Raw genomic sequence first — 25,840 nt, forward strand, 5'->3', positions numbered from 1 at the left:
GCTGGGCCAAGGATGGCCCATCGCGGCGGCCCACGGTCCAAAGCCGGAGTGAGGGCACACCGAGCCTAGGCGAGGTGCCGAGTGGTGGGGCAAGAGCGTTTTGCTTACTTTTGCGCTTTTCAAAAGTGAGCCGCTGTAAGAGCGGAACCAATAGCAGCCCTGACCGAAATAACGGATATGCACACACCACAAGCGAGCAAAAAAAAGCCCCGCGACCGAATGACGGCACGGGGCTAAAAATTGGCTGGATGCGACCAACCAAAGGAGCTCTTTAAGTCAAATCACTTGGCACTGGCAATCGTGGTACTCGGCTGCCACCCACCGCCCAACGCCTTGTAGATCGCGACGATCCCACGATACAGATCCACTTCGGCCTGAGCCTGGGAGTCCTCGGCGGCCAAACGCTCACGCTGCGCGTCCAGCAACACCAGGAAGTCCACCGTCCCTTCGCGGTAACGAATCTCCGCCAGATCCGCAGCAGCCCGGCTCGACTCACTCTGACGAATCAGCGAGACCAACCGCTGCTGGCGTTTGCCGTAATCACTGAAGGCATTCTCCGATTCTTCCAGCGCCAACAGCACCTGCTGCTCATAAGTCGCCAGGGCGCCATCCGCTTCGGCATCCGCACCACGCAACCTTGCCCGCACACTGCCCAGGTCAAACGCCGCCCAGGTAATGCTCGGACCCAGCGACCAGGCATTAGCAGCCGCCGACCCAATCTGCGAACCCCGCCCAGCGGTAAAACCGAGGAACCCACTGAGGCTCACCCGCGGAAACAGATCAGCCTTGGCCACCCCAATCCGCGCCGTGGCGGCTGCCAACTTACGCTCGGCACTGAGAATGTCCGGACGACGTTGCAGCAGTTGCCCCGGATCACCAATCGGCAACGCCTTGGCAATCGCCGGCAAATCTTTCGGGCTCAAATCCACGCTCAACTTGTCCGGCCGCTCACCGAGCAGGGTAGCGATACGATTACGCTCGCGAACTTCCTCGGCCTGCAACTGCGGCACACTGGCTTCTACAGCCGCCAGACGCGCATCGGCCCGCACCACATCGAGCTGATCGCCCACACCGGCATCCCGCAGGCTGACGGTGATGCCGCGCGAATCCTCCTGGTTCTTCAGATTCGCCACCGCGATTTTCTCGCGCAGTTGCGCGCCCCGCAGTTGACCGTAAGCGTCCACCAACTCGGCAATCATCGTCACTTGCAGCTGATACAAGTCAGCTTCGGCAACCTGTTGGTCAGCGTCGCTGGCCTCCAGGTTGCGGCGGATGCGGCCGAACAAGTCCACTTCCCAGGCCATGTCCAGGCCCAGGTCATAACGCTCGCTGTTGACACGTTGGGTGGTCTGGCCGGGGATCTGGCCTTTGCCCACATCGCTGCTGACACGGCTGGTGATCACCGGCATCACGTCATTGGCAGCGTCGTCACGAATCGCCCGGGCTGCCCGCAGGCGGGCAAATGCCACCCGCAGGTCACGGTTACCGTTCAGGGACTGAGTCACCAACTGGTTAAGGGTCGGGTCCTCGAACTGTTGCCACCAGATGCCTTCGAACTTCGCGTGGTCGTACTGCTTGGCATCGGCGGCGGCCGTTACGTTGGCCGCCTCCAGTGGCTGGGTTTTATAGTCCGGGCCCACGGCACAGGCGCTCAGCGCCAGTACCAGCAAGCTCGGCAAAAATACTTTCACGCTCATTGCTGTGTCTCCAGCTTCAAGGCCTTGGCCGCTTTGCGCGCTTCACCGCGTTCAACAAACCGGCGGATCAGTACATAGAACACTGGCGTCAGCAGCAGACCGAAGAAGGTCACGCCGATCATCCCGGAGAACACCGCCACACCCATGGCATGGCGCATCTCGGCACCGGCACCGCTGGACATCACCAGAGGCACTACACCCATGATGAAGGCGAACGAGGTCATCAGGATCGGCCGCAGACGCAGACGGCAGGCTTCCAGTACCGCAGCGAGCGGATCGAGGCCTTCCTGCTGTTTATCCTTGGCGAACTCGACGATCAGAATCGCGTTCTTACAGGCCAGGCCCACCAGGACGATCAGGCCGATCTGGGTAAAGATGTTGTTGTCGCCGCCAGAGATAATCACCCCGGTGATGGCCGACAACAGGGTCATCGGTACGATCAGGATCACCGCCAGTGGCAGGCTCCAGCTTTCGTATTGGGCGGCCAGTACCAGGAACGCCAGCAGTACGCAGAGCGGGAACACGAACAGCGCAGTGTTGCCCGAGAGGATTTGCTGATAGGTCAGGTCGGTCCACTCGTAGGTCATGCCGTTGGGCAGTTCGTCTTTCAACAGTTTCTCGATCGCCGCCTGGGCCTGGCCGGAGCTGTAGCCCGGTGCGGCGTTGCCGTTGATCTCGGCGGTGATGAAGCCGTTGTAGTGCATCACGCGGTCCGGGCCCGAGGTGTCGCTGACCTTGATGAAGGTCGCCAGGGGAATCATCTCGCCTTTGTTGTTGCGCACTTTCAACTGGCCGATCTGGTCTTCATCCTGGCGGAACTGTTGCTCAGCCTGCACGTTGACCTGATAGGTGCGCCCGAAGCGGTTGAAGTCGTTGGCATACAACGAGCCCAGGTAGATCTGCAGGGTGTCGAAGATGTCGCTGATCGCCACGCCGTGGGTCTTGGCCTTTTCGCGGTCGATGGCAGCATCGACCTGGGGCACGTTGACCGTGTAGCTGGTGAACAGGCCGAACAACTCAGGCACGCCACGGCTCTTGGTAATGATGTTCTGCACTTCTTTGTACAGCTCGTCGTAACCCAGGTTGCCACGGTCTTCGACCTGCAGGCGGAACCCGCCGATCGTACCCAGGCCCTGTACCGGCGGCGGTGGGAAGATCGCCATGTAGGCTTCCTGGATGCTGCTGTACTTGCCATTCAGTGCACCGGCAATCGCACCGGCAGACAAGCTCGGGTCTTTACGCTCATCGAACGGCTTCAAGGTCACGAACACGATGCCGTTGTTCGGGCTGTTGGTAAAACCGTTGATCGACAAGCCGGGGAAGGCGATCGCGCTTTCCACGCCGGGCTGTTTCATGGCGATGTCGGACATGCGCTTGATCACGTCTTCGGTACGGTCCAGGCTCGCGGCGTCCGGCAATTGCGCGAAGGCCACCAGGTATTGCTTGTCCTGGGCCGGTACGAAACCGGTCGGCGTGTGGGCAAAGCCCATCCAGGTCAGGACCATCAGGCCGGCGTACAGGAACAGCGCGATACCACTGCCGCGGATCACCCTGCGTACCGTGCCGACGTAACCATGGCTGGCCTTGTCGAAGAAGCGGTTGAACGGTTTGAACAACCAGCCGCCCAGCATCCTGTCGAGGAACCTGGAGAACCCGTCTTTCGGAGCGTTGTGGCCTTTGAGCAATACCGCTGCCAGTGCGGGCGACAGGGTCAGCGAGTTGAACGCCGAGATCACGGTCGAGATCGCAATGGTCAAGGCGAACTGCTTGTAGAACTGGCCGGTCAAGCCGCTGATAAATGCCGCTGGAATGAACACCGCACACAGTACCAGCGCGGTCGCGATGATCGGGCCGGTTACTTCGCTCATGGCCTTTTCAGTGGCCGGGAACGGTTCCAGGCCCAATTCGATGTTCCGTTCGACGTTCTCCACCACCACGATGGCGTCGTCCACCACGATACCGATCGCCAACACCAGCCCGAACAGCGACAGCGCGTTGAGCGAGAAGCCAAACAGGTGCATCACCGCAAAGGTACCGATCAACGATACCGGCACCGCCACCAATGGAATGATCGACGCACGCCAGGTCTGCAGGAACAGGATCACCACCAGCACCACCAGGATCAGTGCTTCGAACAGGGTGTGAACCACGGCCTCGATGGAGCCACGTACGAAGACGGTAGGGTCATAGGCGATGCGGTAATCCATGCCCTCCGGGAAGCTCTGTTTCAGCTCCGCCATCTTGGCGCGCACTTCATTGGAGATGTCGATTGCGTTGGAGCCCGGGCGCTGGAAGATCGGGATCGCCACGGCCGGCTGGTTGTCGATCAACGAGCGCAGGGCGTACTGGCTGGAACCCAGCTCAACCCGTGCAATGTCCTTCAAACGCGTGATTTCGCCGTTGGCGCCGGCACGGATGACGATATTCTCGAACTCTTCCTCAGTGACCAGTCGGCCCTGGGTGTTGACCGACAGCTGGAAGCTGGTGTCATTCGGCGCAGGTTGCGCGCCCAAGGCACCGGCCGCCACCTGGCGGTTCTGTTCGCGAATGGCCGTGACCACATCGGTGGCGGTCAGGTTGCGCGAGGCGGTCTTGTTCGGGTCCAGCCACACACGCAGGGAGTAATCGCCCATGCCGAACAGCTGCACATCACCCACGCCGCCCAGCCGTGCCAGCTCATCCTTGATATTGAGGATCGCGTAGTTGGACAGGTAGAGCATGTTGTAGCGCTGGTCGGGGGAGGTGATGTGCACCACCATGGTCAGGTCGGGAGAGGCCTTGTCCACGGTAATACCGATGCGCGTCACTTCCTCGGGCAGTTTTGGCTGAGTCCGGGTTACCCGGTTCTGCACCTGCACCTGCGCGTTGTCCAGGTCGGTGCCCAGGGCGAAGGTGATGGTCAGGGTCAGCTTGCCGTCGGCGGTCGATTGCGAGGACATGTACAGCATATTCTCGACGCCGGTGATGGCTTGCTCCAGGGGCGCGGCCACGGTTTCACCGATGACCTTGGGGTTGGCGCCCGGGAAGTTGGCACGGACCACGACGGTCGGCGGTACCACTTCCGGGTATTCACTGATCGGCAGCTGGAACAGTGAAATCGCGCCGGCGATCAGGATCAACAGCGACAGCACCGCTGCGAAGATCGGCCGCGAAATGAAGAACTTGGAAAAATTCATCTTGAGTCGTATCCCTTAACCGCGTGGAGTCGCGACACTGGCGAGCTTGGGCGCGGCTTTATCCGGCGCCACTTGCTCCAGGTTGCTGGCTTCAAGCGCTTGTCGTTGTTGTGCCAAGGCGGCGAGGGTTTCCTTGCTGGCCATCGGGATGGTTTCCGGTGCAACCGGCGACCCCGGGCGAACACGCTGCAAACCCTTGACGATGATCGTGTCGTCCTTGGTCAGGCCGCTGCGCACGATGCGCAAACCTTCGATCTTCGGACCCAGTTCCACCGCGCGGTAGGCAGGCTTGTCGCCGTCCATCACCAGTACGAACTTCTTGCCCAGGTCGGTGCCCACGGCTTCGTCGCTGATCAGCACGGCGGAGTAGGTGCCACTGCCTACCAGCTTTAGGCGCGCATACAGGCCTGGGGTGTATTCGCCCTTGCTGTTATCAAACACGGCGCGACCACGAATGGTGCCGGTGGCCGGGTTGACCTGGTTGTCGACGAAGTTCATCTGGCCCAGGTGCGGGTTGCCGTCTTCATTGGACAGGCCCAGGTACACCGGGGTGGTCGCGCCACGGCGACCCTGGCGCGCGAGCTCGGTGTACTTGAGGTACACACGTTCATCGGCGTCGAAGTAGGCGTAGACCTTGTCGGTGGACACCACGCTGGTCAGCGCGGTGACATCGGCTGTCACCAGGTTGCCGGCGGTGATCTCGGCACGGCTGACGCGGCCGCTGATGGGCGAGCTGACACGGGTGAAGCTCAGGTTCAGCTTGGCCAGGTCCAACTGCGCCTGGATGCCGGCGACAGTCGCATGGGCTTCCTGGGCGGCGGTGGTGCGCGAGTCGGCCAGCTCGGCGGAGATCGCATTGCTCTGGCGCAGGCGTTCGCCGCGCTGGGCTTCGTTATCGCTGCGGGTGGCGGCGGCCTTGGTTTGTGCGAGTTGTGCTTCGAGGCGGCGCACTTCGGCCTGGAATGGGCGTGGGTCGATCTGGAACAACAGGTCGCCCTTCTTGACCAAGGCACCTTCGGTGAAGGCGACCTGATCGATCTGGCCCGACACGCGCGGACGGATCTGCACGGTTTCCGGCGCTTCGAGCCGGCCGGTGAATTCGTCCCACTCATTGACCGGTTGTTCCAGCACCTTGGCCACGCTGACGTGGCTTGGTGGCATGGCGGCTGCCTGTTCGGGCGCTTTGCCGCAGGCGCTCATCACCATCACGGCCAAAATGGCCAAGGGATAGCGCAAATGTTTGAGTGACTGTTCCATGAGGTGCATCCGCCAATGTATTTAAGATGGGCGGATCATGCTCGGCAGGGTGCTATCTCACGAATCGAATGAAACAAAGGTAACTATCATTCGGAATGATATAAGCGTAAAGCGAGCCCTCTAGCATGGGGCTTTCGTTAGGGAGCTATCAATGCTGTTGATGACAAAGGACTGTTGCGCAAGATGCAAGGAACAGCGCGCCGCATAAATTGTCGGGCGTGTCTGCTATTCAAATGTACAGAGCGCCGGGTTGGTTGCCGTGCATTCGTTGCCTGACCATGCGCTGCCCAGAGGCCTGGCATTGAGCTGGTTTTTCAGGGTCATGCTTACCGGTTCATGGTTCTGATCCAGGTAGTGGCATGCCACAGACGACTGGCCCTGGCTGCTTTGGATCACCGCCTTTTCAAAGTGGACCTGGTGCAGGTCCTTCTGCTCTGTCATCGGGTTTTGCCCGGTCCATTGCCGACCGTCCGGGCCGGACGCAGTGTAGGCGACCACTTCCCCGGTCGGCGTCTTTTTGAACGCGTCTTTAAGGGCATGGGTGGGCGGGCAGGCACCAGTGCCAGCGTAGACGTTGCCCATCAACGCCATCAGGGTAATCACGAGGGCTGAGGTTTTCCTGAGCTGCCTGTTCATCACGCGTGCTCCTGGTCTGGAGTAACTGTGAGGTAAAGACTAGCCCAAACAGGCAACGCCGGAAGGTGCTAAATCCACACGTCGTTGATTGCCGTGCGCTCGCCACCCTCGCTGCCGGTGTTCAGCACGCCGCAGGGTTCGATCAACAGCAACTTCACCTCACCCAATGCGTGCGGCTTGTGCTCGACGCCCTTGGGCACCACGTACATTTCCCCTTGGCCGATGGTCACCGCGCCGTCGCGGAAGTCGATGCGCAGGGTGCCTTCGAGGACGATAAAGGTTTCATCGGTGTCGGCATGGTCGTGCCAGATGAAGTCACCTTCGATCTTCACCACCTTGAACTGGTAGTCGTTCATCTGCGCGACGACCTTGGGCGCCCATTGCTCGCTGAACAGGGCGTATTTCTGGGCGAAGTTGATCGAGGCGTAATTCGTCGAAGTGTGGGAGGCGGGCATTGTAGGTTCCAGGGTTTCAGGACATTGGAGCCTTAAGTTAGGCCTAACGGCTGGCCGGATATTGAATGATCGTGCAGCGACAGCTCATCCACTATCCGCTCGATCAACACCCTGACACGGCGCGGTTGAACCCGTGTCGGCGGATAGATGATGTTCAGCGCGGTACTACCCAAATCATAGTCAGCCAGCAGCTCGACCAATCGCCCGGCCTCAAGGTCGGCGCGCACGTCCCACACCGATTTCAGGCAAATGCCATGGCCCGCCAGGCACCACTGGCGTACCAGCGCACCGTCGTTCGCCACCCGCCGGCCCTGGACCAGCACCCGATGGGCGTGCCCGTGCCGCTTGAAGGTCCATTCCCGCGAAATATTGATGCCGAAGCGCATCACCAGGCACTCGTGGCGCGCCAGATCCTCGGGGTGTCGGGGCGTACCATTGAGCGCCAGGTAGTGGGGTGACGCACACAGCACGCGACGGTTTTCGCCAATCGGCCTGGCATGCAGGGTGCTGTCCGCCAGCTCGCCGTAGCGCACCGCGAAATCGATGCCCTGGCTCACCGGATCGGCGTAGCCGTCGCTCAGGTTCAGGTCAATGCTGATCTCGGGATGCTCCAGCATGAATGCGGCGAGGATCGGTTCGATGTATTGGCGCCCGAGGTCTTCCGGGGCGCTGAGGCGAATCGGCCCGGACAGGGTGTGGGTGCCATGGCGAATGCTGCTGTGCAGCTCGTTGGCCTCTGCCAGCAAGCGGCGGGCGCCTTCCACCAGCAAGCGGCCTTCGTCCGTCAGGTTGATCGCCCGGGTGGTGCGGTTGAGCAGGCTGGCGCCATAGAAACCCTCCAACTGCGCGAGCCTTTCCGAGACAGAGGCGGGTGACAGTCCCAGCTCTCTACCCGCTGCCGACAACCCGCCTTTTTCCACAATCAGCAAAAACAACTCAAGGTTCTTCAGCAGCATTGTTCGGTATTTCCGAAAGTGGTTTTTGATTTCGACTCAATTATCAAGTTAAGCCAAAAGAACTAGTTTTGCATCCATCGTTAACCATCGGAGTGACTGACATGTCATCCAATTCTTCGAAAATGCCCATCCAGGTCTGGGTGCTGACCCTGGCGGCTTTCGCCATCGGCACCGCCGAGTTCGTGATTGCCGGATTACTGACCCAGGTCTCCCACAGCTTGAACATCAGCGAAGGGCAGGCTGGCAGCCTGATTACCGCCTACGCGCTGGCCATCGTGGTCGGAGGCCCGGTGCTGACCATCTGGCTCTCGCGCTACGAAAAACGCACGGTGCTGTGGTTGTTGATGGCGGTGTTCGTCGGCGCCAACGTAATGACTGCCCTCAGCAGCGACTACAGCGTGTTGCTGGTCAGCCGGGCGATTGCCGGGCTGACCCAGGGGCCGTTCTACGGGATCGGCGCGGTGGTCGCGACGCGCCTGGTGGCCAGCGGCATGGAAGGCCGCGCCGTCGGCCAGATGTTTGCCGGGCTGACGTTGGCCAACGTGCTGGGCGTTCCCGCCGGCTCGTGGATTGGCAATCAATATGGCTGGAGCACCGCATTCCTGATAGTCGCCGCGTTGGGCGTGCTCGCGTTGCTGGCAATCATTGTGTCGATCAAGCGCCAGGGCACCGAGCAGTCAGTGTCGTTGATCAACCAGTTGGCGGTGTTCCGTAACCGCAACCTGCTGGCCAGTCTGATGTTCACGGTGCTCGGCTGGGCCGGGTTCATGGCCTTTTATGGCTATATCGCGCCGATCGCCGAACAGGTGGCCGGGTTTGATTCGACGATGCTGACCGCTGTGCTGGTCGTGGTCGGCATTGGCCTGGTAGTCGGCAACAGTCTCGGGGCGCGTACCGCAGACGCCAACTTGCGCTTTTCGCTGATGTTCTGGCCGGCGGCGATGATCGTGACACTGATCGCCGCAGGCCTTGTGGCGCCCTACAAGTGGCCGTTCCTGGTGACCGCGTTCCTCTTCGGTATCGCCTCGTTCGCCAACGTGCCATCCATGCAAATGCGCGTGATGAAGCACGGCGGCAAGGCCCCGGAGCTGGCTGCCACGGCGAATATCTCGGCCTTCAACCTGGCCAACGCCCTGGGCGGCATCATCGGCGGCATCGTGGTGGACAGCCACTGGGGCGCGGCGGCGATTCCGTTTGCGGCTGCGGCGATTCCATTGCTCGGTGTGCTGTTCATTGTTTCCCAGGAAGGCGCGGGTAAAGCCACCCGGCCTGCAGCGATTGCCTGATCCCCTGAATTCAGTATGAGGTGAACCAACATGGACAAAACCGATAACCCGCATCGTCGTACTTTCCTCGCCCAGGCCGGCGCAGGTGCTGCTGTTCTGGCCGCAGGATCGCTGCTCGGCCCGGCCGCTGCCAAAGCTGCGGTGACAGGGCCGGGCAACGCTGCCCCCGCGGCGACTGCCGGCAAGGCAATCGGGCGTTTCTGGCCAGGGGACACCCGGCTGGTGGTGTCCATTTCCATGCAATTCGAGGCAGGCGGCCAACCGCTCAAGGGCACTGACAGTCCGTTTCCCCACGTGGATTTTCCCGACAGTGTTCCGGAGGATGTGGCCACCAATACCTGGTTTGCCTATGGCTACCGTGAAGGTATTCCGCGGATGCTTGATCTCTGGGACCGGCATGGGGTGAAAGTCACCTGCCACATGATCGGCGACGCCGTAAAGCGCAACCCAGCGCTGGCCCGGGAGATCGTCGCCCGTGGGCACGAAGCCTCGGGGCATGGCCCGCACTGGAGCTCGCAATTTGCCATGAGCCGGGATGAAGAGCGCACTTTCCTGCGCCAGGCCGCGAGCATGTTGCAGGACGTCACCGGTCAGCCGGTCACCGGCTACAACTGCAACTGGCTGCGGCGCGGGCCCAATACCTTGTCGTTGTTGCAGGAGCTGGGCTACGTCTATCACATTGATGATGTGAGTCGCGATGAGCCGTTTATCGAGCAGGTCAATGGCAAGGACTTTGTCGTGGTCCCGTATACCCTGCGCAACAACGACATCGTGTTGATTGAGGGGCGCAATTACTCGCCCTCGAAATTCCTTCAACAGGTCAAGCTGGAGTTCGACCAGCTCTACCTGGAAGCCGGAAGCCGACGCCGCATGATGGCGATCAGTGCCCACGATCGCATCAGCGGTACGCCGCAAATGGTCAGGGTCTGGGACGAGTTTCTGCGGTACGCCAACAGCCATCCCGGCGTGGCGTTCATGCGCAAGGACGCCATCGCTCAATACACCTTGAAAAGCCCCCTCAGCCTCAGGGAAAGCGAAACCATCTGAGTTCGTTCTCTTCGCCTTTAAAGGATGTGCCCGTATGCAACGTTCCATTCCCCTTATCGCCGCCGGATTCCTGGCCCTGACCCTCTCCGGCGTGGCGTTTGCCACCACCGAACTGGTGACGCCGGGTGTCCTGGTGGTGGACAAGAGCCTGACCGCCGCGCAACTGAAGATCATGGAAACTGTCGCCCGGCGTTACGACACTTTCTGGAATACCGGTGACGAGAGCCTGGCCCGTGAAGCGCTGGCGCTCAACTTCATCGATAAAACACCGCCCGCCGGGCGCAAACAAGGGCCGGAGGGACCGCTGCTGGCCTCCCGTGCGTTTCGCGGCGCGGTGCCGGACCTGAGCTGTGAAGTAGAGCAAATGATCATTGCCGGCGACCGCGTGGTGGCACATTTGCATTTTCGCGGGCACTTCACCGGTTCCTTTGGTCAGATCAAGGGCACTGGGCAGGTCGTAGACTTTATTGCCACCGACATTTACCAGATCGGCAAGGGCAAGATCGTCGCCAACTGGCACATCGAAGACAACCTGACGCTGATGAAGCAGTTGGGTGCGCTCTGACGGGAGGGCTCTGCACATGACCGTTCACTACCTTGATCACTTCACGCTCCGCACGGAGCATGTCGACGCGACGGTGAGTTTCTATCGTGACGCCCTCGGCCTGGAGGAGGGCTGGCGCCCGGCGTTTCCTTTTCCGGGCAGTTGGCTTTATTCAGCAGGTCGCCCGCTGCTGCATATCGCCAGCCTGCAGGGCAGCGCCGCGCAGCTTGAAACGTATCTTGGGGTGCGTGCTGCCGGCGACGGCTCAAGTGCGCTCGATCACATTGCATTGCGCTGCAATGACCTTGAAACTCACCGGCAACGCCTGCACACGCTAGGGCTGCCTTTTACCGAGCGGGTGGTGCCGGAGCTGTTCGAGCACCAATTGTTTGTCGAAGACCCCAACGGGATCAGGGTCGAGCTGATCTTTGCTTACCCGGCGGCCTGAGGTGGCTGGCCGGATTTCCCGGCCAACTGTTGGCTGGGCAACAGCAGTCGGACAGTTGTGGTTTGGGCGGGACAGCGCAACGTCATCCAATGTTTTCATCTGCTTGATTTTATTCGAAATAATTTATGGCATGGGCTCTGCAATGCACACAGGTGAACCCTTTCACCCGTTGCTCAGCGGAGCCCTGTATGCCTTGCACCTTTTTCTCGCGTTCACGTTACATCTTGCTCGGCGCAGCGTTGTTGCTGGGCCACGCCGCCGTGTCCCAGGCCGCCGAGGGCGATGACGCGGTGCCGTCCCTGGCCGGCAAGCGCATTGCCGTGAGCATGACCGGCACCAGTCACTACTTCGATATCAAGGCCTTCCAGGCCCAGGTCGACGAGATCAAGCGCCTCGGCGGCACGCCCATCACCCTCGACGCCGGGCGCAATGACAAGAACCTGGTGACCCAACTGCAAACCGTGGTCACCCAGAAACCCGATGCGGTGATCCAGACCCTCGGCACCCTGAGCGTGATCGACCCGTGGCTCAAGCGCATCAGCAAGGCCGGCATCCCGCTGTTCACCATCGACGCGCCGTCGCAGTACAGCCTCAACAACACCACCTCGGATAATGTCGCCACCGGCAAGGCCCTGGCCGATCAGTTGATCAAGGATGCCGGCGGCAAGGGCAAGATCCTGGTGTTCAACGGCTTCTACGGCGTGCCGGTGTGCGCGATTCGCTACGACCAGTTGAAGCTGGCGCTCAAGGATCACCCGCAACTGGAAATCATCGAGCCGGAGCTGCGGGATGTGATCCCCAACACCGTGCAGGATGCCTATTCCCAGGTGTCCGCATTGCTCAACAAGTACCCGGCCGGCAGTGTCTCGGCGATCTGGGCGGCATGGGACATTCCGCAACTGGGGGCAAGCAAGGCGTTGATCGACGCCAAGCGCACCGAGATCAAGACCTACGGCGTGGACGGTACGCCGGAGGTACTGGAGCTGCTCGGCCAGGCCAATTCGCCGGTGGGCGCGGTAGTCGCCCAGCAACCGGCGCTGATCGGCAAGACTGCCGTGCAGAACGTGGCCCGCTACCTGGCCGGGCAGCGTGACCTGCCCAAGGAAACCCATGTGCCGACGCTGCTGACCACCGCCGCCAACCTGGCGCAGGTCCAGCAACTGCGGGGTGATTGATGGCCGCGTTGCACTTGCAGCACCTGCGCAAACGCTTCGGCGCCACGCTGGCGCTGGATGATGCGAGCCTGAAAGTCGAGCGCGGCACCATTCACGGCCTGGTGGGCGAGAACGGTGCCGGCAAGTCGACCTTGATCAAGGTCCTGGCGGGGATCCACAAAGCGGACTCGGGGCAGGTGAGCATTGACGGCCAGCCGTATGCCGCACTGTCGCCGCGCCAGGTGGACGCGCTGGGCGTGCAGTTCATCCATCAGGAGCGGCTGTTGCCGGCGAGTTTTACCGTGGGCGAGGCGTTGTTTTTCGGGCATGAATTACGCCGTGGTCCGTTTGTCGACCGGCGCCGGCAGCAGCGCGAGGCAGAACGTTTGCTGGCGGAATATTTTGAGCTGCAACTGCCCGCCGACGCGTTGGTAGGCGAGCTGAACAGCGCCGAGCGCCAGGTGCTGCAAATCACCCGGGCGTTGATTCGCCAGCCGAAGATCCTGGTGTTCGACGAGCCCAGCGTGGCGCTGGTCAAGCGCGAAGTCGACCAGCTGCTGCGGATCGTCAAGCGCCTGCGGGACCAGGGTTTGTCGATTCTCTACATCTCCCATTACCTGCAGGAAATCGACAGCCTGTGCGATGAAGTGACGGTGTTGCGCAATGGTCGAGATGTGGCCGTGGTTGAGCCACGGCACACCTCCAGCGCGCAGATTGCGCGGTTGATGGTCAACCGCGAGGTCCAGGAGATGTACCCCAAGGCGCAGGTCGAGCTCGGCGAACCATTGCTGCAGGTGCGTGGGCTGAACCTGGCCCGGCGCTACCGGCAGATCGACCTGGAATTGCGTCGGGGCGAGATCGTCGGCCTCACCGGGCTGGTCGGGTCGGGCGCCAAGGACCTGCTCAAGACCCTGTTCGGTGTGGTGCGCGCCGACAGCGGCAGCATTCATCTGGAGGGGCGTTTGTTGCGCCTGCGTTCACCCGGAGAAGCCATTGCCCAAGGGATTGCACTGGTGCCGGAAGAACGCCGCAGCCAGGGGATTTCACCGCTGCTGTCGGTGCTGGAAAACCTCACGCTCGCCGGGCTTGGGCGTTTCAGTCGCTGGGGGTTACTGAGCCAGCGTAAGGAGCAGGCCGAAAGCCTGCGGCTGATCGACGAGTTGGCGATCAAGACGCCGGGCCCGCAGGCTGCCGTCAGCCAGCTCAGCGGCGGCAACCAGCAGAAAGTCGCCCTGGGCAAATGGCTGAGCCGGCGCTCGGCGGTGTACCTGTTGGACGAACCGTGCGTAGGTGTGGACGTCGGCGCCAAGGTCGAGATTTATCGCGTGATCGGGCGGCTGGTGGAAGAGGGCGCAGCGGTGCTTGTGCTGTCTTCGGATTTGCCCGAGCTGTTGGGGATCTGCGACCGCATCCTGGTGCTGCATCGCGGTGAAATAGCCGGGGAGTTCCATGCCGGTGAGGCGGACAGTGATCAACTGTTGGCGTGTGCCACGGGTGCGGTGCAGTCCACAGTGGCTGTGCAGGTGAAACAGGAGGTGGCGCATGTCCCTGCTTGAAGCTGCTACTCCTGGCTTGTCCCAACGGTTATGGGTACTGCTGTTGCGGCGCGGCTCGGTGGGCGTATTCCTCGCGATTTTGCTGGGCTTTGCCGTCGCCGCGCCGAACTTCTTTTCAGTCGGCAATATCGCGAATGTGTTCAGCCAGTCGGCGATCCTCGGCGTACTGGCCTTCGGCCTGACCTGCGTGATTATCGGCGGCGGCTCCAACGTGGTGGCGGGCGGGCTTGATCTGTCGCTGGCGGCCAATTTGGGCTTGTGCGCGGCCGTGTTCAGTCGACTCAACAACGCAGGCCTCGACCTGTGGGCAAGCCTGCTGCTGACCTTGGGTTGCGGCCTGGCGGTGGGCCTGCTCAATGGCCTGGCCGTGGTGGTGCTGCGCTTGCCACCGTTGCTCGCAACGCTGGCAAGCATGAATGTACTGGCCGGGCTGGAGCTGGTCCTCACCGAAAACACCGTGGTCTCGACTGACTCACCGTTGCTCGACCTGCTCAGTGGCGGGACCTGGCTGGGCGTGCCGGCACTCGCCTGGGTGTTGCTGGTGACGGCCTTTGTGTTGACGCTGCTGATCCAGCACACCGCCTATGGGCTGCGCCTGCATGCCGTCGGCGAGTACCCGCACGCCGCCGAGGCCGCCGGGATTCGAGTGCCGGCCTACGTACTCTCCAGTTATTTGCTCTCTGGGCTGTGTGCCGCGGTGGCGGCTTTGTGTTCAGCGGCATTTTTCAGCGGCAGCACCACCGGCTCCGGTGACATGCTGTTGTCGGTGGTCGCCATAGCCTTTCTTGGCGTGGTGTTTTCCCGGCGACTGGTGGCAAGCATCCCCGGCACCTTGCTCGCGACGCTGTTGATCGGCTTTTTGATCAACGGGTTTCAGTTGCTCAACGTATCGAGCTTCTGGGTCAACGGTGTCCAGGGCGTGCTGATTCTGCTGGTGGTCGCCGCTTCCAGCGCATTGAACCGGGGAGAACATTCATGAGTCAGGTATCCATCCTGCAAGCCCATGGCGGCTGGCGTTCGCTGTTGCCCCTGACGTTGCCGCTGGTGTTCGTGGCCATCGTGGTGGTGTTTGCCTGGCAGGCCCCGGGGTTTCTCAGTGGCGGCAACCTGAAAAGCCTGGTGCTGAATAACTTCGTGCTGCTGGCGATTGTTGCGATCGGCATGACCTATGCGGTGGCGGCCGGTGGCATCGATCTGTCGGTAGGCACCGCGCTGGATTTCGCCAGCTTCAGCTTCGTGGTGTTGCTTAACGCCGGGCACGGGCTGGGTGTGGCGATTGCCGGTGCGTTGGCCGCCGGGCTGCTGGTAGGACTGTTCAATGCCGGCTTGATCGCGGGGCTGCGGATCAGCCCGTTCCTGGCCACCCTCGGCACCTTGTTTATCGGCACCAGTGCCCAGCAACTGCTCTCGGACGGCGGCCAGCCAATTTATATCGCCCAGGGTTTCAAGCCGGAACTGGCGAGCTTCAGCCCGTTGGGCGTGCCCTTGCCGCTGTTGATCGTGCTGGTATTGGCCGTGGTCTACGGCCTGTTGCTGGCCCGTGGACGCCTGGGGCGCGAACTGCTGGCCCAGGGTACCCAGCCGCTGCTGGCGTATTACTCGGGGTTGTCGGTGCGGCGCATCGTCACCACCACGGTGCTGGCGGCGGCGCTGGCGTGCGCGGTGGCGGGGATCCTGCTCAGTTCGACGGTGAGTGCCTATGTGCCGCTGTCGGGCAATGCGTTCCTGCTGAATGCGATTGGTGCGGTGTTTATCGGCACCACATTGAACCGCCAGGGCCGGGCGAATATTCCGGGCACATTGCTGGGGGTGTTGTTCATCAACGTCATCGCCAATGGCTTGCTGTTGATCGGCTGGAACTTCTACTGGCAGCAGGTGGCAACCGGCGTGCTGATTTTTATCGTGCTGGCCTTCAGTTTTGTCAGCCGCAGGATTGCGCAGAACACCTGAGGCGCGGCGCCCCAGGTGCGGGCCTGCCCTTTACTTTTCCCAGTCGGCCTTGGCAATCAACAGGCCATGGTTGCCGTTATAGGCGGCGCGCTCGGGTTGTTTCCAACCCTCCAGCAGCGCGTCGTCGAGGCGGTAGATTTCCACCCCCAGCGGACGGCAGACCTTCAACGGGTCTTCCGCATCCGGGCCCCACATCGGCAGCGACAGGTCGCCACCGGGGCAGGTGGAGAGGGCACACAGCAGGTCGATTTCGGCGAAGAACTCCAGATAGTCGCCCTGCTTGGCCGGGCAGGCTTTCATGAAGTACATGTCGTCGTGATTGAGGCCGGTGCACTGGAAAATGTTCAGCACGTCGTGCACGTCGAACTCGGTCAGGCCATGGGGCAGCACGGCGCGGGTCAGGTTGGAGTGGCAGTGGTGGTGGAAGTCTTCGCCGGTGAGCATCTTGTTCACGTAAGGGTCGCAGCGCGTGCCCAGCAAGTCGTGCAGGCGCCCGCCGTGTTCGTCGATGCCATAGTCGGCCAGGCTGTCGTCGGTGATGGTGACCATCGGCCGCAAAAACGGCAGGTTCGACCACAGGCGGTCGTAGGTGGTGACGTGCGCGCCTTGCAGCTGGCGGGTGCGCGCCGCCCACATGCGTTCGCGGGGGTCGTTGGCGCTCCACACGTTGAAGTCGCCGACCTGCGGGCCAACCGGCGTGGTCACGCGGAACACATGGCCTGCCGGTACTTTCCAGGCGCGGCCGGTGCGGATCGGCACTTCGAATTGCTCGATCAGGGTGCGCCCGTCCCGGGACTCGCGTACGCGGTCATAAAAGGCTTTGTCGACCTGCAAGGCGGCGCCTTTGCTGACTTGGTAGGCCGCTGGGTAGTCCTTGTACATGGTGGGTCCTCGCTTCAGGGTTTTGGAATGCTGCTCAGGATGTCCAGCAGCAGCGATTCGGAGTCATTGAGGTAGCTGGCCAGGGCTTCGCCGGCGGCTTGCTTGTGGCCGTCAACCAGCAAGTCGTGAATCTGCCGGTCGCGCTCCAGCCAGGGCTTCTGGAAGGTTTCCTCGCTGGGCGCGTTGGAAAACACCAGACGCATCTGGGCTGCAATATGGGTAAAAAACTCGTCCAGCAACGGGCTGCGCATCAGCCCGACAATATGTTGGTGAAAGCGCAGGCTGTGGGTGCCGAAGGCTTGCCAGTTCTCGCGGTCCTGGGCCAGCTGCGCGGCCTCGATGGACTCCAGCATCAGGTCGGACTGGTATTCGCGCAGCGGCTTGCTGGCGGCGATGGCCTGCAGCTCCAGGGTGCGTCGCACCTTGAAGATGTCACGCACTTCCTCCACCCCCAGGCGGCGCACGATCACGCCTTTGTTGCGCACGTAGCTGGTCAGGCCTTCGCGGCCCAGGTGGTGCAAGGCTTCACGCACCGTGTTGCGCGAGGCGTTGTAGGCGTTCACCAGTTCGCTTTCCACCAGCGGCATGCCGGGCAGCAGGCGGCCGCCGATGATGTCTTCGCGCAGTTCGATGGCAACCTGGTCGGCCAGCGACAGGCTGGGTTCCTTGGCTTGGCTCACGTCGGGGCTCCTTGGGCTCACGCCAGTTGGACGTCTTTGAGGAACTTGGTCATGCGTTCGCTGCGTTGCTCGAGCATGTCACGCGGTGCGGCGTCCTGGATAATCTCGCCGCCTTCCATGAACACCACACGATCGGAAAGCTTGAACGCGAAGTTCATTTCATGGGTGACGATGACCATGGTCATGCCCTCGCGAGCCAATTCCTCGATTACCGCCAGTACGTCGCCCACCAGTTCCGGGTCGAGGGCCGAGGTGGGTTCATCGAACAGCATCACCGAGGGCCGCATCGCCAGGGCGCGGGCAATCGCCACCCGTTGCTGTTGCCCGCCGGATAGCTGGTGCGGGTATTTGCCGGCGTGCTCCAGCATGCCGACCTTGCGCAACAGGGCCAGGCTCAACAGGCGCAGTTCTTCGCCGCTACCATGGGCATGGTAGACCGGCGCGAGCATCACGTTCTCAAGGGCGGTTTTATGCGGGAACAGGTTGAACCCCTGGAACACCATGCCGACATGCACGATGCCGCGCATATGCACCTTGTGCCCCAGCGCGCCTTGCGGCTCCTGGCTGCCACGCAGGAACGGCTGGCCTTGCAGGGTGATTTCGCCACGGTCGAGGCTTTCGAGGCCGTTCATGGTACGAATCAGCGTGGTCTTGCCAGAGCCTGACGGGCCGATGATCGACACCACCTCGCCCCAGCGCACATTCAGTTCGACGCCCTTGAGCACTTCCAGCTCGCCATAGGCCTTGCGCACCCCGCGAGCCTGCAAGGCAAACTCACCGGGCTCGGCCTGGCCGGGGGCACGACGCGTCGCCACTTGGTCGAGCACGGCGGGGGCGATGGCCTTGGGTTTGCGCCGGGTCACGTCCAGGTGATTCTCCAGCACCCGCAACAGCCAACTGAACACCGTCACGATGAACACGTAATAGAACGCCACGGCTAGCATGGTCTCCATCACCAGGAAGTTCTGGGTGTAGAGTTGTTGGCCCACCAGCAGAATTTCCGAAAGCGAAATCACCGACACCAGCGAGGTGAGTTTGACGATGGTGATGTATTCGTTGGCCAGTGTGGGCAACGCAACCCGCAGCGCCTGCGGCACCACAATCAACCGCTGCACGCCGCGATAACCAACGCCCAGCGCCTTGCCGGCTTCGCGCTGCCCCTTGACCACCGCCAGCAGGCCGCCCCGATGGATCTCGGCGATGTAGGCCGCCTCACTCAGCACCAGGGCGATCAGGCCCGCGGAGTAGGGGTTGGACAACACCGCGCTGGTGGACGGAAACACCTGCGGCAGGTTGTAGACGAAGATCAACAGCACCAGCAACGGCAGGCTGCGGAAGAACCAGATGTAGACGCCAGCGGAGTCCCGCAGCCAGCGGCGCTCCGACTGCCGCGCCAGGGCCAGGAAAAACCCCAGCACAATGCCCAGCAGCCAGGTTTCCAGGCTCAGTTCGACCACGGTGCCGACGGCTCGCCAGAAGTCGCCGTTCCATAACAAGCCCAGGGTGTAGTGCCAATCGAATTGCATAAAGGTGCTCCGCGTTTCAGTTACCCAGTGCCGCACTGATCTCGGCGGCGTTCGGCTCGGCCAGGTTGTAGCGCGCCAGCAGCTTGCCGTAGCTGCCGTCCTGCCTGATCTGGCTCAGGGCGCCGGTCAGCGCCTGGAGCAGTGCCGGGTTTTCCTTGCGCACGGCCAGGCCGACCACCACCGGGTAGATCAACTCGCTGGAGCTGATCACGGTTTTGCCTTGCAGTTTTTCCACGGTGATCTTGGCGACCGCCGCGTCTTCCATCTGCACGTCCACCGCCTGGGCGAGCAGGGCCTGGGCGGCCTCCGGGGACGTCGGGAACTCACGCGACTCGATCGCCGGCTTGCCCGCAGGAAGGCAGTAGTCCGCCGAAACCTTGTTCAGCTTTGGCACCCACGACGCGCCCTTGATCGACCCGACGCGCTTGCCGCACAGGTCTTCCGGGCGCTGGGGCTTGAAGTCGCCGGTGCTGAGCACCATCAGCGAAGAACCGGTCTTCAGGTAGCTGAGGAAATCCACCTGTTTGGCGCGCTCGGGGGTGACGTATAGCGCCGAGGCCACCACGTCGAAACGCCGGGCGTTGACGCCGAGGATCAGGTTGGCGAAACGGGTGTCTAGAAAACGTGGTTTGAGCCCCAGTTGCTTGCCCATCAGTTGCATGAACTCCGGGTCGAAACCGGCCGGGGTCTTTTGCTCAAGGTAGGTGTAAGGCGGGTAGGTGAGGTCGGAGCCGATGGACAGCTCGCCCGGTTTCAGGGTGCCCTTGATTTCGGCAGCCGACAGCAGCGGCGTCACGCACGCCAGGGTGATCGCTATCCCCAATGTGCGCAGGGTGTTCTTGCCCGTCAGACCTTTTTGCATGTTCGTCGCCTCGGTTGCTGGATGCAGGGAGATTTGGATTGTTCAACAATCCTGTATTAGTTAATAAGCGGTTATCGTGCCAACTAATGACTTTTCCAGGTTTTTGATGGGTTTTGACGCGTGAGACAGCCGTTTTTTGCAAGCGCGCACCCCAATTCGGGGCAATTCGTTACCGGGCGCCACGTTGTGAGGCAGGCATTTCGCGGACCATAAAGGACGCACTTATTGATAAAGTGCCGATTCGAAACCATGAGTGAACAGCAATGACGTCGACCTCCCAACGCCGCTCAACCCTGATTGCCTTGTTGGTCGCCGTCACCTTCTTCATGGAGAACCTCGATGCCACCGTGATCGCGACCGCGTTGCCGGACATCGCCAAAACCTTCGGCGTGGGCGCGGTGGACGTGAACATCGGTATGAGCGCCTACATGCTCGCCGTCGCGGTGTTCATTCCCATCAGCGGCTGGCTGGCCGACCGCTTTGGCTCGCGGCGGGTATTCGGTTGGGCAATCGTGCTGTTCAGCCTGTCGTCACTGCTGTGCGGGTGGAGCGACAGCCTGCAGACCTTCGTCGCCGCGCGCGTGTTGCAGGGCATCAGCGGCGCGATGATGGTGCCGGTGGGGCGTCTGGCGGTGCTGCGGGCTACCGAGAAAAAAGACCTGGTGCGGGCGATTTCATTCATCACCTGGCCCGGCCTGGTGGCGCCGATACTCGGGCCGCCCGTGGGCGGGTTTATCGTTACCCACGCGTCCTGGCCGTGGATTTTCTACCTCAACCTGCCGCTGGGCCTGCTGGCGCTGATTGCCACGCTGGTACTGATCCCCAAACACGACGAGGTCACGTCCCGCTCATTCGACTTCAGCGGTTTCCTGCTGGTGGGCGTCGCCAGCGCGGCGCTGTTGTACGGCGTGGAACTGCTCGGGCAAAGCCGTGGCAGCTTGTTGCAGGGCCTGTTACTCAGCGCTGCAGGCGTGATGCTCGGTGCCTTTGCCTGGCGCCATATGCGCCGGCATGCCCAACCATTGCTGGCGCTGGGTGTGGTGAGTGTGCGCACGTTCAGTGTGTGCCTGTGCGGCGGGTCGATTTTCCGGGTGGCCATCAGCACCTTGCCGTTCCTGCTGCCGCTGATGTTTCAACTGGCGTTCGGCCTTTCTGCATTCGATGCGGGGTTGCTGGTGCTCGCGGTATTTGCCGGCAACCTGGCGATGAAGCCGTTCACCACGGCGGTGATGCAGCGCTGGGGCTTTCGCTCGGTGCTGATGATCAACGGCATCCTTGGCGTGCTCGCGATTGCGGCCTGTGCGCTGCTGGACGAGCGCATGAGCTGGACGCTGATCCTGTTCATTCTGTTCGTGGGTGGCCTGTCACGCTCCATGCAGTTCACCTTGTTCAACACCCTGGGGTTCGCCGATATACCCAAGGCGCAGATGAGCGACGCCTCAACCTTGTTCAGCATGTTCTTCCAGCTGAGCATGGCCATGGGCGTGGCGATTGGCGCGCTGTTGTTACGTTTTGCCATGAATTTTCACGGCAATACCGGGCAGGCCGCCACCGCCGATTTCCAGCTGACGTTTCTTCTAGTGGCGGTGATCGCCGGCGTGGCGCTGCTGGATAACCTGCGGCTGCCGCCCCAGGCCGGTGAGTCGGTTTTGCAGCGAAAGTGAACCCACGATACCTTCGGGGTATGAAGCAACACCTATTGAATATTGGACGGCTTGCGTCCCCCGCATCACTCTGCGGTGAAGTACATACGCAGGGCCCATAACAATAAAAGGCGCAACCATGACCGTGCTATTGAGTGAGCGCAGCCAGATTTTCGACCGTGCAGATGCCTATGCCGTGTCCGACTACGTCAACCAGCATGTCGGCAGCCACTGCATCCGCCTACCGCCCAAGGGCCGCCCGCAGGCGAGCATCAGCCACCGGACCTTTTCCAGCCTGGACCTGTGCCGCATCAGCTACGGCGCGCCGGTGCGGGTGACCTCGGTGGCGCTGGAAACCATCTACCACCTGCAGATCCTGCTGCATGGCCACTGCCGCTCGAGCTCCCGTGGCGAAGAGCAGGTGTTGGGCCCCGGCGAAGTGCTGCTGATCAACCCGGATGACCCGGTAGACCTGACCTATTCCGCCGACTGCGAAAAATTCATCGTCAAGGTGCCCGTGCGCCTGCTGGAAAACGCCTGCCTTGAGCAGCACTGGACGTTGCCGCAGCCGGGCATCCGTTTTGCGGCGCCGCGCCACGCACTTGCCGAAATGGGTGGGTTCCTGCAATTGCTGGGGCTGATCTGCCATGAGGCCGAAAACGCCGCCGAACCCGAAGTGCAGGGCCTGTACGAGCGCATTGTGGCGAACAAGCTGTTGGCGCTGCTGGCCAGCAACGTCCTGCGGGTGATTCCGCGACCGGATCAGGGTGGGGGCTTTGAAGCCGTGCGTCAGTTCATCGAGGAGCACCTGGCCGACGACATCAGCGTCGAACAACTGATGGCCATCGCCAGGGTCAGCGAGCGTTCGTTGTATACCTTGTTTGAACGCCAGGTCGGCCTGTCACCCCGTGACTACATGCGCCAGCGCAAGCTGGAGCGGGTGCACGCCATGCTGCAACTGGCCACGGCGCGCAGCGTGACGGAGGTGGCGCTGGATCATGGGTTTGTGCATTTGGGGCGGTTTTCCGAGGCCTATCGCAAACGCTTTGGCGAGCTGCCTTCGCAAACCTGGAAGCGCCGGCTCGCGCCAGGCGGATAACGAATTGCAGTCAGCGGATATTGAGGGGTAGGGCAAGCACATAAGGTGGGGGGGCCTGATACAAGAACAACCGAGGGCCTACCCCATGATCAGCACATTCGACCGACTCGCCCGACAATTGCGCGACTCCGTCCAGGAAGATCCCGCCACCGGGGTGTTCCGCTGCCGCCGCGACATCTTCACCGACCCCGACCTGTTTGCCCTGGAAATGAAGCACATTTTCGAAGGCGGTTGGGTCTACCTGGCGCACGAAAGCCAGGTGCCGGAGATCAACGACTACTTCACCACCTGGATCGGCCGCCAGCCCGTGGTCATCACCCGCGACAAACACGGCACGCTGCACGGCCTGGTCAACGCCTGCGCCCACCGTGGCGCCATGCTCTGCCGCCGTAAGCAAGGCAACAAAGGCTCGTTTACCTGCCCGTTCCACGGCTGGACCTTCAGCAACGCCGGCAAGCTGCTCAAAGTGAAGGACGCCAAGACCGGCGCCTACCCCGACAGCTTCGACTGTGACGGCTCCCACGACTTGAAACGCCTTGGCCGCTTCGAAAACTATCGCGGCTTCCTGTTCGGCAGCCTCAGCGAGACGGTGCCGGAGCTGAGCGACTACCTGGGTGAGACCCGGGTGATCATCGACCAGATGGTCGATCAGGCCCCGCTGGGGCTGGAGGTGCTGCGGGGCAGTTCGTCATATGTGTATGACGGCAACTGGAAGCTGCAGATCGAAAACGGCGCCGACGGTTATCACGTCAGCTCCGTGCACTGGAACTACTCGGCGACCATGGGCCGGCGCAATTACGAAGCCGAAGGCACGCGCACCGTGGATGCCAATGGCTGGTCGAAAAGCCTGGGCGGCGTGTACGCCTACGAGCATGGCCATATCCTGCTGTGGACGCGCCTGCTCAACCCCGAAGTGCGTCCGGTGCATGCCCATCGCGAGGCGCTGGCCGAGCGCCTGGGCCAGGAACGCGCCGATTTTATCGTCGACCAAACCCGCAACCTGTGCCTCTACCCGAATGTGTACCTGATGGACCAGTTCTCCACGCAGATCCGCGTGGTACGGCCAATCGCGCTCGACAAGACCGAAGTCACGATCTATTGCATGGCACCCAAGGGCGAAAGTGCCGAGGAACGCACCACGCGCATCCGCCAGTACGAAGATTTCTTCAACGTCAGCGGCATGGGTACACCGGACGATCTGGAAGAGTTCCGCGCCTGCCAGACCGGCTACCAGGGTGCGACCACCTTGTGGAATGACCTCAGCCGCGGCGCCAAACAGTGGGTCGAAGGCCCTGACGAAAACGCCCGGGCCATGGGCATGAATCCGCAGCTCAGTGGCGTCAAGACCGAGGACGAAGGCCTGTTCGTGCGCCAGCACGCCCACTGGGCCCAGAGCCTGCAACGCGCTATCGAACGGGAGCAGCAAGGCTTGATCGCGACGGACAAGGAGGTGCTGGCATGAGTGCTTCCCGTGACCGCCTGCTGGACTTTCTGTACCGCGAAGCCCGCCTGCTGGATGACCGCCAGTGGGATGAGTGGCTCGAATGCTATTCACCCAAGGTCGAGTACTGGATGCCGGCCTGGGACGACCACGACACGCTGACCGAAGACCCCCAGAGCGAAATCTCGCTGATCTATTACCCCAGCCGCGACGGCCTGGAAGACCGGGTGTTCCGGATCAAGACCGAGCGCTCCAGCGCCAGCACCCCGGAGCCGCGCACCGCGCACCTGATCACCAACCTCGAAGTGCTGGCCGACGACGGGCAGCACGTGGAGTTGCGTTTCAACTGGCAAACCCTCAGCCATCGCTACAAGACCACGGATACGTACTTCGGTACCTCGTTCTATCGCCTCGACATCCGCGCCGAACAGCCGCTGATCACGCGCAAGAAGGTGGTGCTGAAAAACGACTACATCCATCAGGTCATCGATATCTACCACATCTGAGGACACGCCCATGACGTACTCCATTGCCCTGAACTTCGAGGACGGGGTAACCCGTTTCATCGACTGCAAGGTGGGTGAAAAGGTCCTCGACGCGGCCTTTCGCCAACGTATCAACCTGCCCATGGACTGCTCCGACGGTGTGTGCGGCACCTGCAAATGTCGCTGTGAAACCGGCGCCTATGATTTGGGCGACGACTACATCGAAGACGCCCTGAGCGAGGATGAAGCCGCTGAGCGCCAGGTGCTCACCTGCCAGATGGTGCCGCAGTCGGACTGCGTGATTGCCGTGCCGGTGCCGTCCGGTGCCTGCAAGACCGGCACCGCGCAATTTGCCGCGACGGTGGCGAGCATTACCCGGCATGCCGATGCCGCGTTGGAAGTCAGCTTCGAACTGGATCAGGCGCCGGTGTTCCTGCCGGGGCAATACGTGAATATCGGCGTGCCCGACAGTGGGCAGACCCGCGCGTATTCCTTCAGCAGTCGCCCTGGCGACAAACGCGCGAGCTTTTTGATCAAGCATGTGCCCGGCGGGTTGATGAGTGGCTGGCTGGAGCGTGCCCAGCCGGGCGACGCGGTGCCGATGACCGGGCCGCTGGGCAGTTTCTACCTGCGCGAAGTGGCGCGGCCACTGCTGTTGCTGGCAGGTGGTACGGGGCTGGCGCCGTTCCTGTCGATGCTTGAAGTGTTGGCCGAACGCGAGGAAACCCGGCCGGTCACGCTGATCTACGGCGTGACGCGGGACCAGGACCTGGTGATGGTCGAGGCGCTGGAGGCGTTCGCCCAACGCCTGCCCAACTTCGGTTTTGTCACCTGCGTGGCCGACCCCCAGACCGCGCACCCCCGGCAGGGGTATGTCACCCAGCACATGGCCGCTGACGTGCTGAACGATGGCGACGTGGATGTGTACCTGTGCGGGCCGCCACCGATGGTCGACGCGGTACGCCAGCACTTCAAGAACCAGGGCGTCACCCCCGCCAGCTTCCACTACGAGAAGTTCACCCCCAACGCCATCGTCACCGGCGACGCCGCCTGAGGAATC

General features: G+C 62.0%; 23 protein-coding genes. 13 read left to right on the top strand and 10 right to left on the bottom strand.

Going from position 1 to position 25,840, the window contains the following annotated elements:
• Positions 1-281 precede the first annotated feature (281 nt).
• The 6 genes from HYE77_RS23860 to HYE77_RS23885 all read right to left on the bottom strand — a co-directional run bounded on the left by HYE77_RS23860 (position 282) and on the right by HYE77_RS23885 (position 8,177).
• Complete coding sequence (locus HYE77_RS23860) at positions 282-1,697, bottom strand: efflux transporter outer membrane subunit (RefSeq protein WP_177069490.1); 1,416 nt, start codon at positions 1,695-1,697, stop codon at positions 282-284.
• On the bottom strand, positions 1,694-4,873 hold the full coding sequence (locus tag HYE77_RS23865) for an efflux RND transporter permease subunit (protein WP_003210869.1): 3,180 nt from the start codon (positions 4,871-4,873) through the stop codon (positions 1,694-1,696). The genes HYE77_RS23860 and HYE77_RS23865 overlap by 4 nt, the downstream gene beginning before the upstream one ends.
• Before the next feature lie 15 nt (positions 4,874-4,888).
• Entirely contained in the window at positions 4,889-6,130 is a 1,242-nt protein-coding gene (mexE, locus tag HYE77_RS23870; RefSeq protein WP_003210867.1) for a multidrug efflux RND transporter periplasmic adaptor subunit MexE, read from the bottom strand.
• A gap of 225 nt (positions 6,131-6,355) precedes the next feature.
• Positions 6,356-6,766: a DUF3757 domain-containing protein gene (locus tag HYE77_RS23875; protein ID WP_177021736.1), complete on the bottom strand. Its 411-nt coding sequence runs from the start codon at positions 6,764-6,766 to the stop codon at positions 6,356-6,358.
• Between the two features lie 68 nt (positions 6,767-6,834).
• Positions 6,835-7,221, bottom strand: a complete 387-nt coding sequence (locus HYE77_RS23880; protein WP_102369141.1) for a cupin domain-containing protein — start codon at positions 7,219-7,221, stop codon at positions 6,835-6,837.
• 32 nt (positions 7,222-7,253) lie between these two features.
• Positions 7,254-8,177 carry a LysR family transcriptional regulator gene (locus HYE77_RS23885; RefSeq protein ID WP_177009927.1) on the bottom strand — a complete coding sequence of 308 codons (924 nt, stop codon included), beginning with the start codon at positions 8,175-8,177 and terminating at the stop codon, positions 7,254-7,256.
• Between the two features lie 101 nt (positions 8,178-8,278).
• Between HYE77_RS23885 and HYE77_RS23890 the strand changes: the two genes are divergently transcribed.
• The 8 genes from HYE77_RS23890 (at position 8,279) to HYE77_RS23925 (ending at position 16,162) form a co-directional block, all read left to right on the top strand.
• Positions 8,279-9,463: an MFS transporter gene (locus HYE77_RS23890; RefSeq protein WP_177009928.1), complete on the top strand. Its 1,185-nt coding sequence runs from the start codon at positions 8,279-8,281 to the stop codon at positions 9,461-9,463.
• Positions 9,464-9,493: 30 nt separating this feature from the next.
• Entirely contained in the window at positions 9,494-10,510 is a 1,017-nt protein-coding gene (locus HYE77_RS23895; protein ID WP_177021733.1) for a polysaccharide deacetylase family protein, read from the top strand.
• A 34-nt stretch (positions 10,511-10,544) separates the two neighbouring features.
• Positions 10,545-11,075, top strand: coding sequence for an ester cyclase (locus HYE77_RS23900; protein WP_177021732.1), 531 nt, complete (start codon positions 10,545-10,547; stop codon positions 11,073-11,075).
• Positions 11,076-11,091: 16 nt separating this feature from the next.
• The gene (locus HYE77_RS23905) at positions 11,092-11,502 is read left to right on the top strand and encodes a VOC family protein (RefSeq protein ID WP_177021731.1); all 411 of its coding nucleotides are present in this window, start codon (positions 11,092-11,094) and stop codon (positions 11,500-11,502) included.
• A gap of 188 nt (positions 11,503-11,690) precedes the next feature.
• Complete coding sequence (locus HYE77_RS23910) at positions 11,691-12,677, top strand: sugar ABC transporter substrate-binding protein (RefSeq protein WP_003210861.1); 987 nt, start codon at positions 11,691-11,693, stop codon at positions 12,675-12,677.
• The gene (locus HYE77_RS23915) at positions 12,677-14,212 is read left to right on the top strand and encodes a sugar ABC transporter ATP-binding protein (RefSeq protein ID WP_177069492.1); all 1,536 of its coding nucleotides are present in this window, start codon (positions 12,677-12,679) and stop codon (positions 14,210-14,212) included. Before HYE77_RS23910 ends, HYE77_RS23915 begins: the two co-directional genes overlap by 1 nt.
• On the top strand, positions 14,199-15,191 hold the full coding sequence (locus tag HYE77_RS23920) for an ABC transporter permease (RefSeq protein WP_102369138.1): 993 nt from the start codon (positions 14,199-14,201) through the stop codon (positions 15,189-15,191). Before HYE77_RS23915 ends, HYE77_RS23920 begins: the two co-directional genes overlap by 14 nt.
• Positions 15,188-16,162 (top strand): ABC transporter permease, encoded by a 975-nt coding sequence (locus tag HYE77_RS23925; protein ID WP_177021728.1) that lies wholly within the window; start codon positions 15,188-15,190, stop codon positions 16,160-16,162. The genes HYE77_RS23920 and HYE77_RS23925 overlap by 4 nt, the downstream gene beginning before the upstream one ends.
• A gap of 30 nt (positions 16,163-16,192) precedes the next feature.
• Here the strand turns inward: HYE77_RS23925 and HYE77_RS23930 are convergent, their stop codons facing one another.
• Genes HYE77_RS23930 through HYE77_RS23945 form a run of 4 tightly spaced genes read right to left on the bottom strand, consistent with a single transcriptional unit; the run spans position 16,193 to position 20,112 of the window.
• Positions 16,193-17,044 carry a DUF1989 domain-containing protein gene (locus tag HYE77_RS23930; protein ID WP_008433843.1) on the bottom strand — a complete coding sequence of 284 codons (852 nt, stop codon included), beginning with the start codon at positions 17,042-17,044 and terminating at the stop codon, positions 16,193-16,195.
• A gap of 14 nt (positions 17,045-17,058) precedes the next feature.
• Entirely contained in the window at positions 17,059-17,724 is a 666-nt protein-coding gene (locus HYE77_RS23935; protein ID WP_003210850.1) for a GntR family transcriptional regulator, read from the bottom strand.
• A 17-nt stretch (positions 17,725-17,741) separates the two neighbouring features.
• Positions 17,742-19,250 carry an amino acid ABC transporter permease/ATP-binding protein gene (locus HYE77_RS23940; RefSeq protein WP_177036668.1) on the bottom strand — a complete coding sequence of 503 codons (1,509 nt, stop codon included), beginning with the start codon at positions 19,248-19,250 and terminating at the stop codon, positions 17,742-17,744.
• A 16-nt stretch (positions 19,251-19,266) separates the two neighbouring features.
• On the bottom strand, positions 19,267-20,112 hold the full coding sequence (locus HYE77_RS23945) for an ABC transporter substrate-binding protein (protein ID WP_177069494.1): 846 nt from the start codon (positions 20,110-20,112) through the stop codon (positions 19,267-19,269).
• 263 nt (positions 20,113-20,375) lie between these two features.
• Between HYE77_RS23945 and HYE77_RS23950 the strand changes: the two genes are divergently transcribed.
• From HYE77_RS23950 to benC, 5 genes are all read left to right on the top strand, one after another.
• On the top strand, positions 20,376-21,776 hold the full coding sequence (locus HYE77_RS23950) for a DHA2 family efflux MFS transporter permease subunit (protein ID WP_177051661.1): 1,401 nt from the start codon (positions 20,376-20,378) through the stop codon (positions 21,774-21,776).
• 118 nt (positions 21,777-21,894) lie between these two features.
• A complete protein-coding gene (locus HYE77_RS23955) occupies positions 21,895-22,854 on the top strand; it encodes an AraC family transcriptional regulator (RefSeq protein WP_008433834.1) in 960 nt (319 codons plus the stop codon).
• Between the two features lie 85 nt (positions 22,855-22,939).
• A complete protein-coding gene (locus HYE77_RS23960; RefSeq protein ID WP_177069501.1) occupies positions 22,940-24,316 on the top strand; it encodes a Rieske 2Fe-2S domain-containing protein in 1,377 nt (458 codons plus the stop codon).
• Positions 24,313-24,801 carry a benzoate 1,2-dioxygenase small subunit gene (benB, locus tag HYE77_RS23965; protein ID WP_008433833.1) on the top strand — a complete coding sequence of 163 codons (489 nt, stop codon included), beginning with the start codon at positions 24,313-24,315 and terminating at the stop codon, positions 24,799-24,801. The genes HYE77_RS23960 and benB overlap by 4 nt, the downstream gene beginning before the upstream one ends.
• 10 nt (positions 24,802-24,811) lie before the next feature.
• On the top strand, positions 24,812-25,834 hold the full coding sequence (benC, locus tag HYE77_RS23970) for a benzoate 1,2-dioxygenase electron transfer component BenC (protein WP_008433832.1): 1,023 nt from the start codon (positions 24,812-24,814) through the stop codon (positions 25,832-25,834).
• The last annotated feature ends 6 nt before the right edge of the window (positions 25,835-25,840 follow it).

It is taken from the genome of Pseudomonas sp. IPO3774 (genome assembly GCF_013386835.1).
In the GTDB taxonomy this organism is placed as follows: domain Bacteria; phylum Pseudomonadota; class Gammaproteobacteria; order Pseudomonadales; family Pseudomonadaceae; genus Aquipseudomonas.

Excerpts from the sequence above, each read along its gene's own strand:
- HYE77_RS23930 (WP_008433843.1), bottom strand. The coding sequence starts at position 17,044 with ATGTACAAGGACTACCCAGCGGCCTACCAAGTCAGCAAAGGCGCCGCC.
- HYE77_RS23865 (WP_003210869.1), bottom strand. The coding sequence starts at position 4,873 with ATGAATTTTTCCAAGTTCTTCATTTCGCGGCCGATCTTCGCAGCGGTG.
- HYE77_RS23860 (WP_177069490.1), bottom strand. The coding sequence starts at position 1,697 with ATGAGCGTGAAAGTATTTTTGCCGAGCTTGCTGGTACTGGCGCTGAGC.
- benC (WP_008433832.1), top strand. The coding sequence starts at position 24,812 with ATGACGTACTCCATTGCCCTGAACTTCGAGGACGGGGTAACCCGTTTC.
- HYE77_RS23915 (WP_177069492.1), top strand. The coding sequence starts at position 12,677 with ATGGCCGCGTTGCACTTGCAGCACCTGCGCAAACGCTTCGGCGCCACG.
- HYE77_RS23895 (WP_177021733.1), top strand. The coding sequence starts at position 9,494 with ATGGACAAAACCGATAACCCGCATCGTCGTACTTTCCTCGCCCAGGCC.
- benB (WP_008433833.1), top strand. The coding sequence starts at position 24,313 with ATGAGTGCTTCCCGTGACCGCCTGCTGGACTTTCTGTACCGCGAAGCC.
- HYE77_RS23950 (WP_177051661.1), top strand. The coding sequence starts at position 20,376 with ATGACGTCGACCTCCCAACGCCGCTCAACCCTGATTGCCTTGTTGGTC.
- HYE77_RS23945 (WP_177069494.1), bottom strand. The coding sequence starts at position 20,112 with ATGCAAAAAGGTCTGACGGGCAAGAACACCCTGCGCACATTGGGGATA.
- HYE77_RS23875 (WP_177021736.1), bottom strand. The coding sequence starts at position 6,766 with ATGAACAGGCAGCTCAGGAAAACCTCAGCCCTCGTGATTACCCTGATG.
- HYE77_RS23955 (WP_008433834.1), top strand. The coding sequence starts at position 21,895 with ATGACCGTGCTATTGAGTGAGCGCAGCCAGATTTTCGACCGTGCAGAT.
- HYE77_RS23890 (WP_177009928.1), top strand. The coding sequence starts at position 8,279 with ATGTCATCCAATTCTTCGAAAATGCCCATCCAGGTCTGGGTGCTGACC.
- HYE77_RS23910 (WP_003210861.1), top strand. The coding sequence starts at position 11,691 with ATGCCTTGCACCTTTTTCTCGCGTTCACGTTACATCTTGCTCGGCGCA.
- HYE77_RS23900 (WP_177021732.1), top strand. The coding sequence starts at position 10,545 with ATGCAACGTTCCATTCCCCTTATCGCCGCCGGATTCCTGGCCCTGACC.
- HYE77_RS23905 (WP_177021731.1), top strand. The coding sequence starts at position 11,092 with ATGACCGTTCACTACCTTGATCACTTCACGCTCCGCACGGAGCATGTC.
- HYE77_RS23885 (WP_177009927.1), bottom strand. The coding sequence starts at position 8,177 with ATGCTGCTGAAGAACCTTGAGTTGTTTTTGCTGATTGTGGAAAAAGGC.
- mexE (WP_003210867.1), bottom strand. The coding sequence starts at position 6,130 with ATGGAACAGTCACTCAAACATTTGCGCTATCCCTTGGCCATTTTGGCC.
- HYE77_RS23960 (WP_177069501.1), top strand. The coding sequence starts at position 22,940 with ATGATCAGCACATTCGACCGACTCGCCCGACAATTGCGCGACTCCGTC.
- HYE77_RS23925 (WP_177021728.1), top strand. The coding sequence starts at position 15,188 with ATGAGTCAGGTATCCATCCTGCAAGCCCATGGCGGCTGGCGTTCGCTG.
- HYE77_RS23880 (WP_102369141.1), bottom strand. The coding sequence starts at position 7,221 with ATGCCCGCCTCCCACACTTCGACGAATTACGCCTCGATCAACTTCGCC.
- HYE77_RS23940 (WP_177036668.1), bottom strand. The coding sequence starts at position 19,250 with ATGCAATTCGATTGGCACTACACCCTGGGCTTGTTATGGAACGGCGAC.
- HYE77_RS23920 (WP_102369138.1), top strand. The coding sequence starts at position 14,199 with ATGTCCCTGCTTGAAGCTGCTACTCCTGGCTTGTCCCAACGGTTATGG.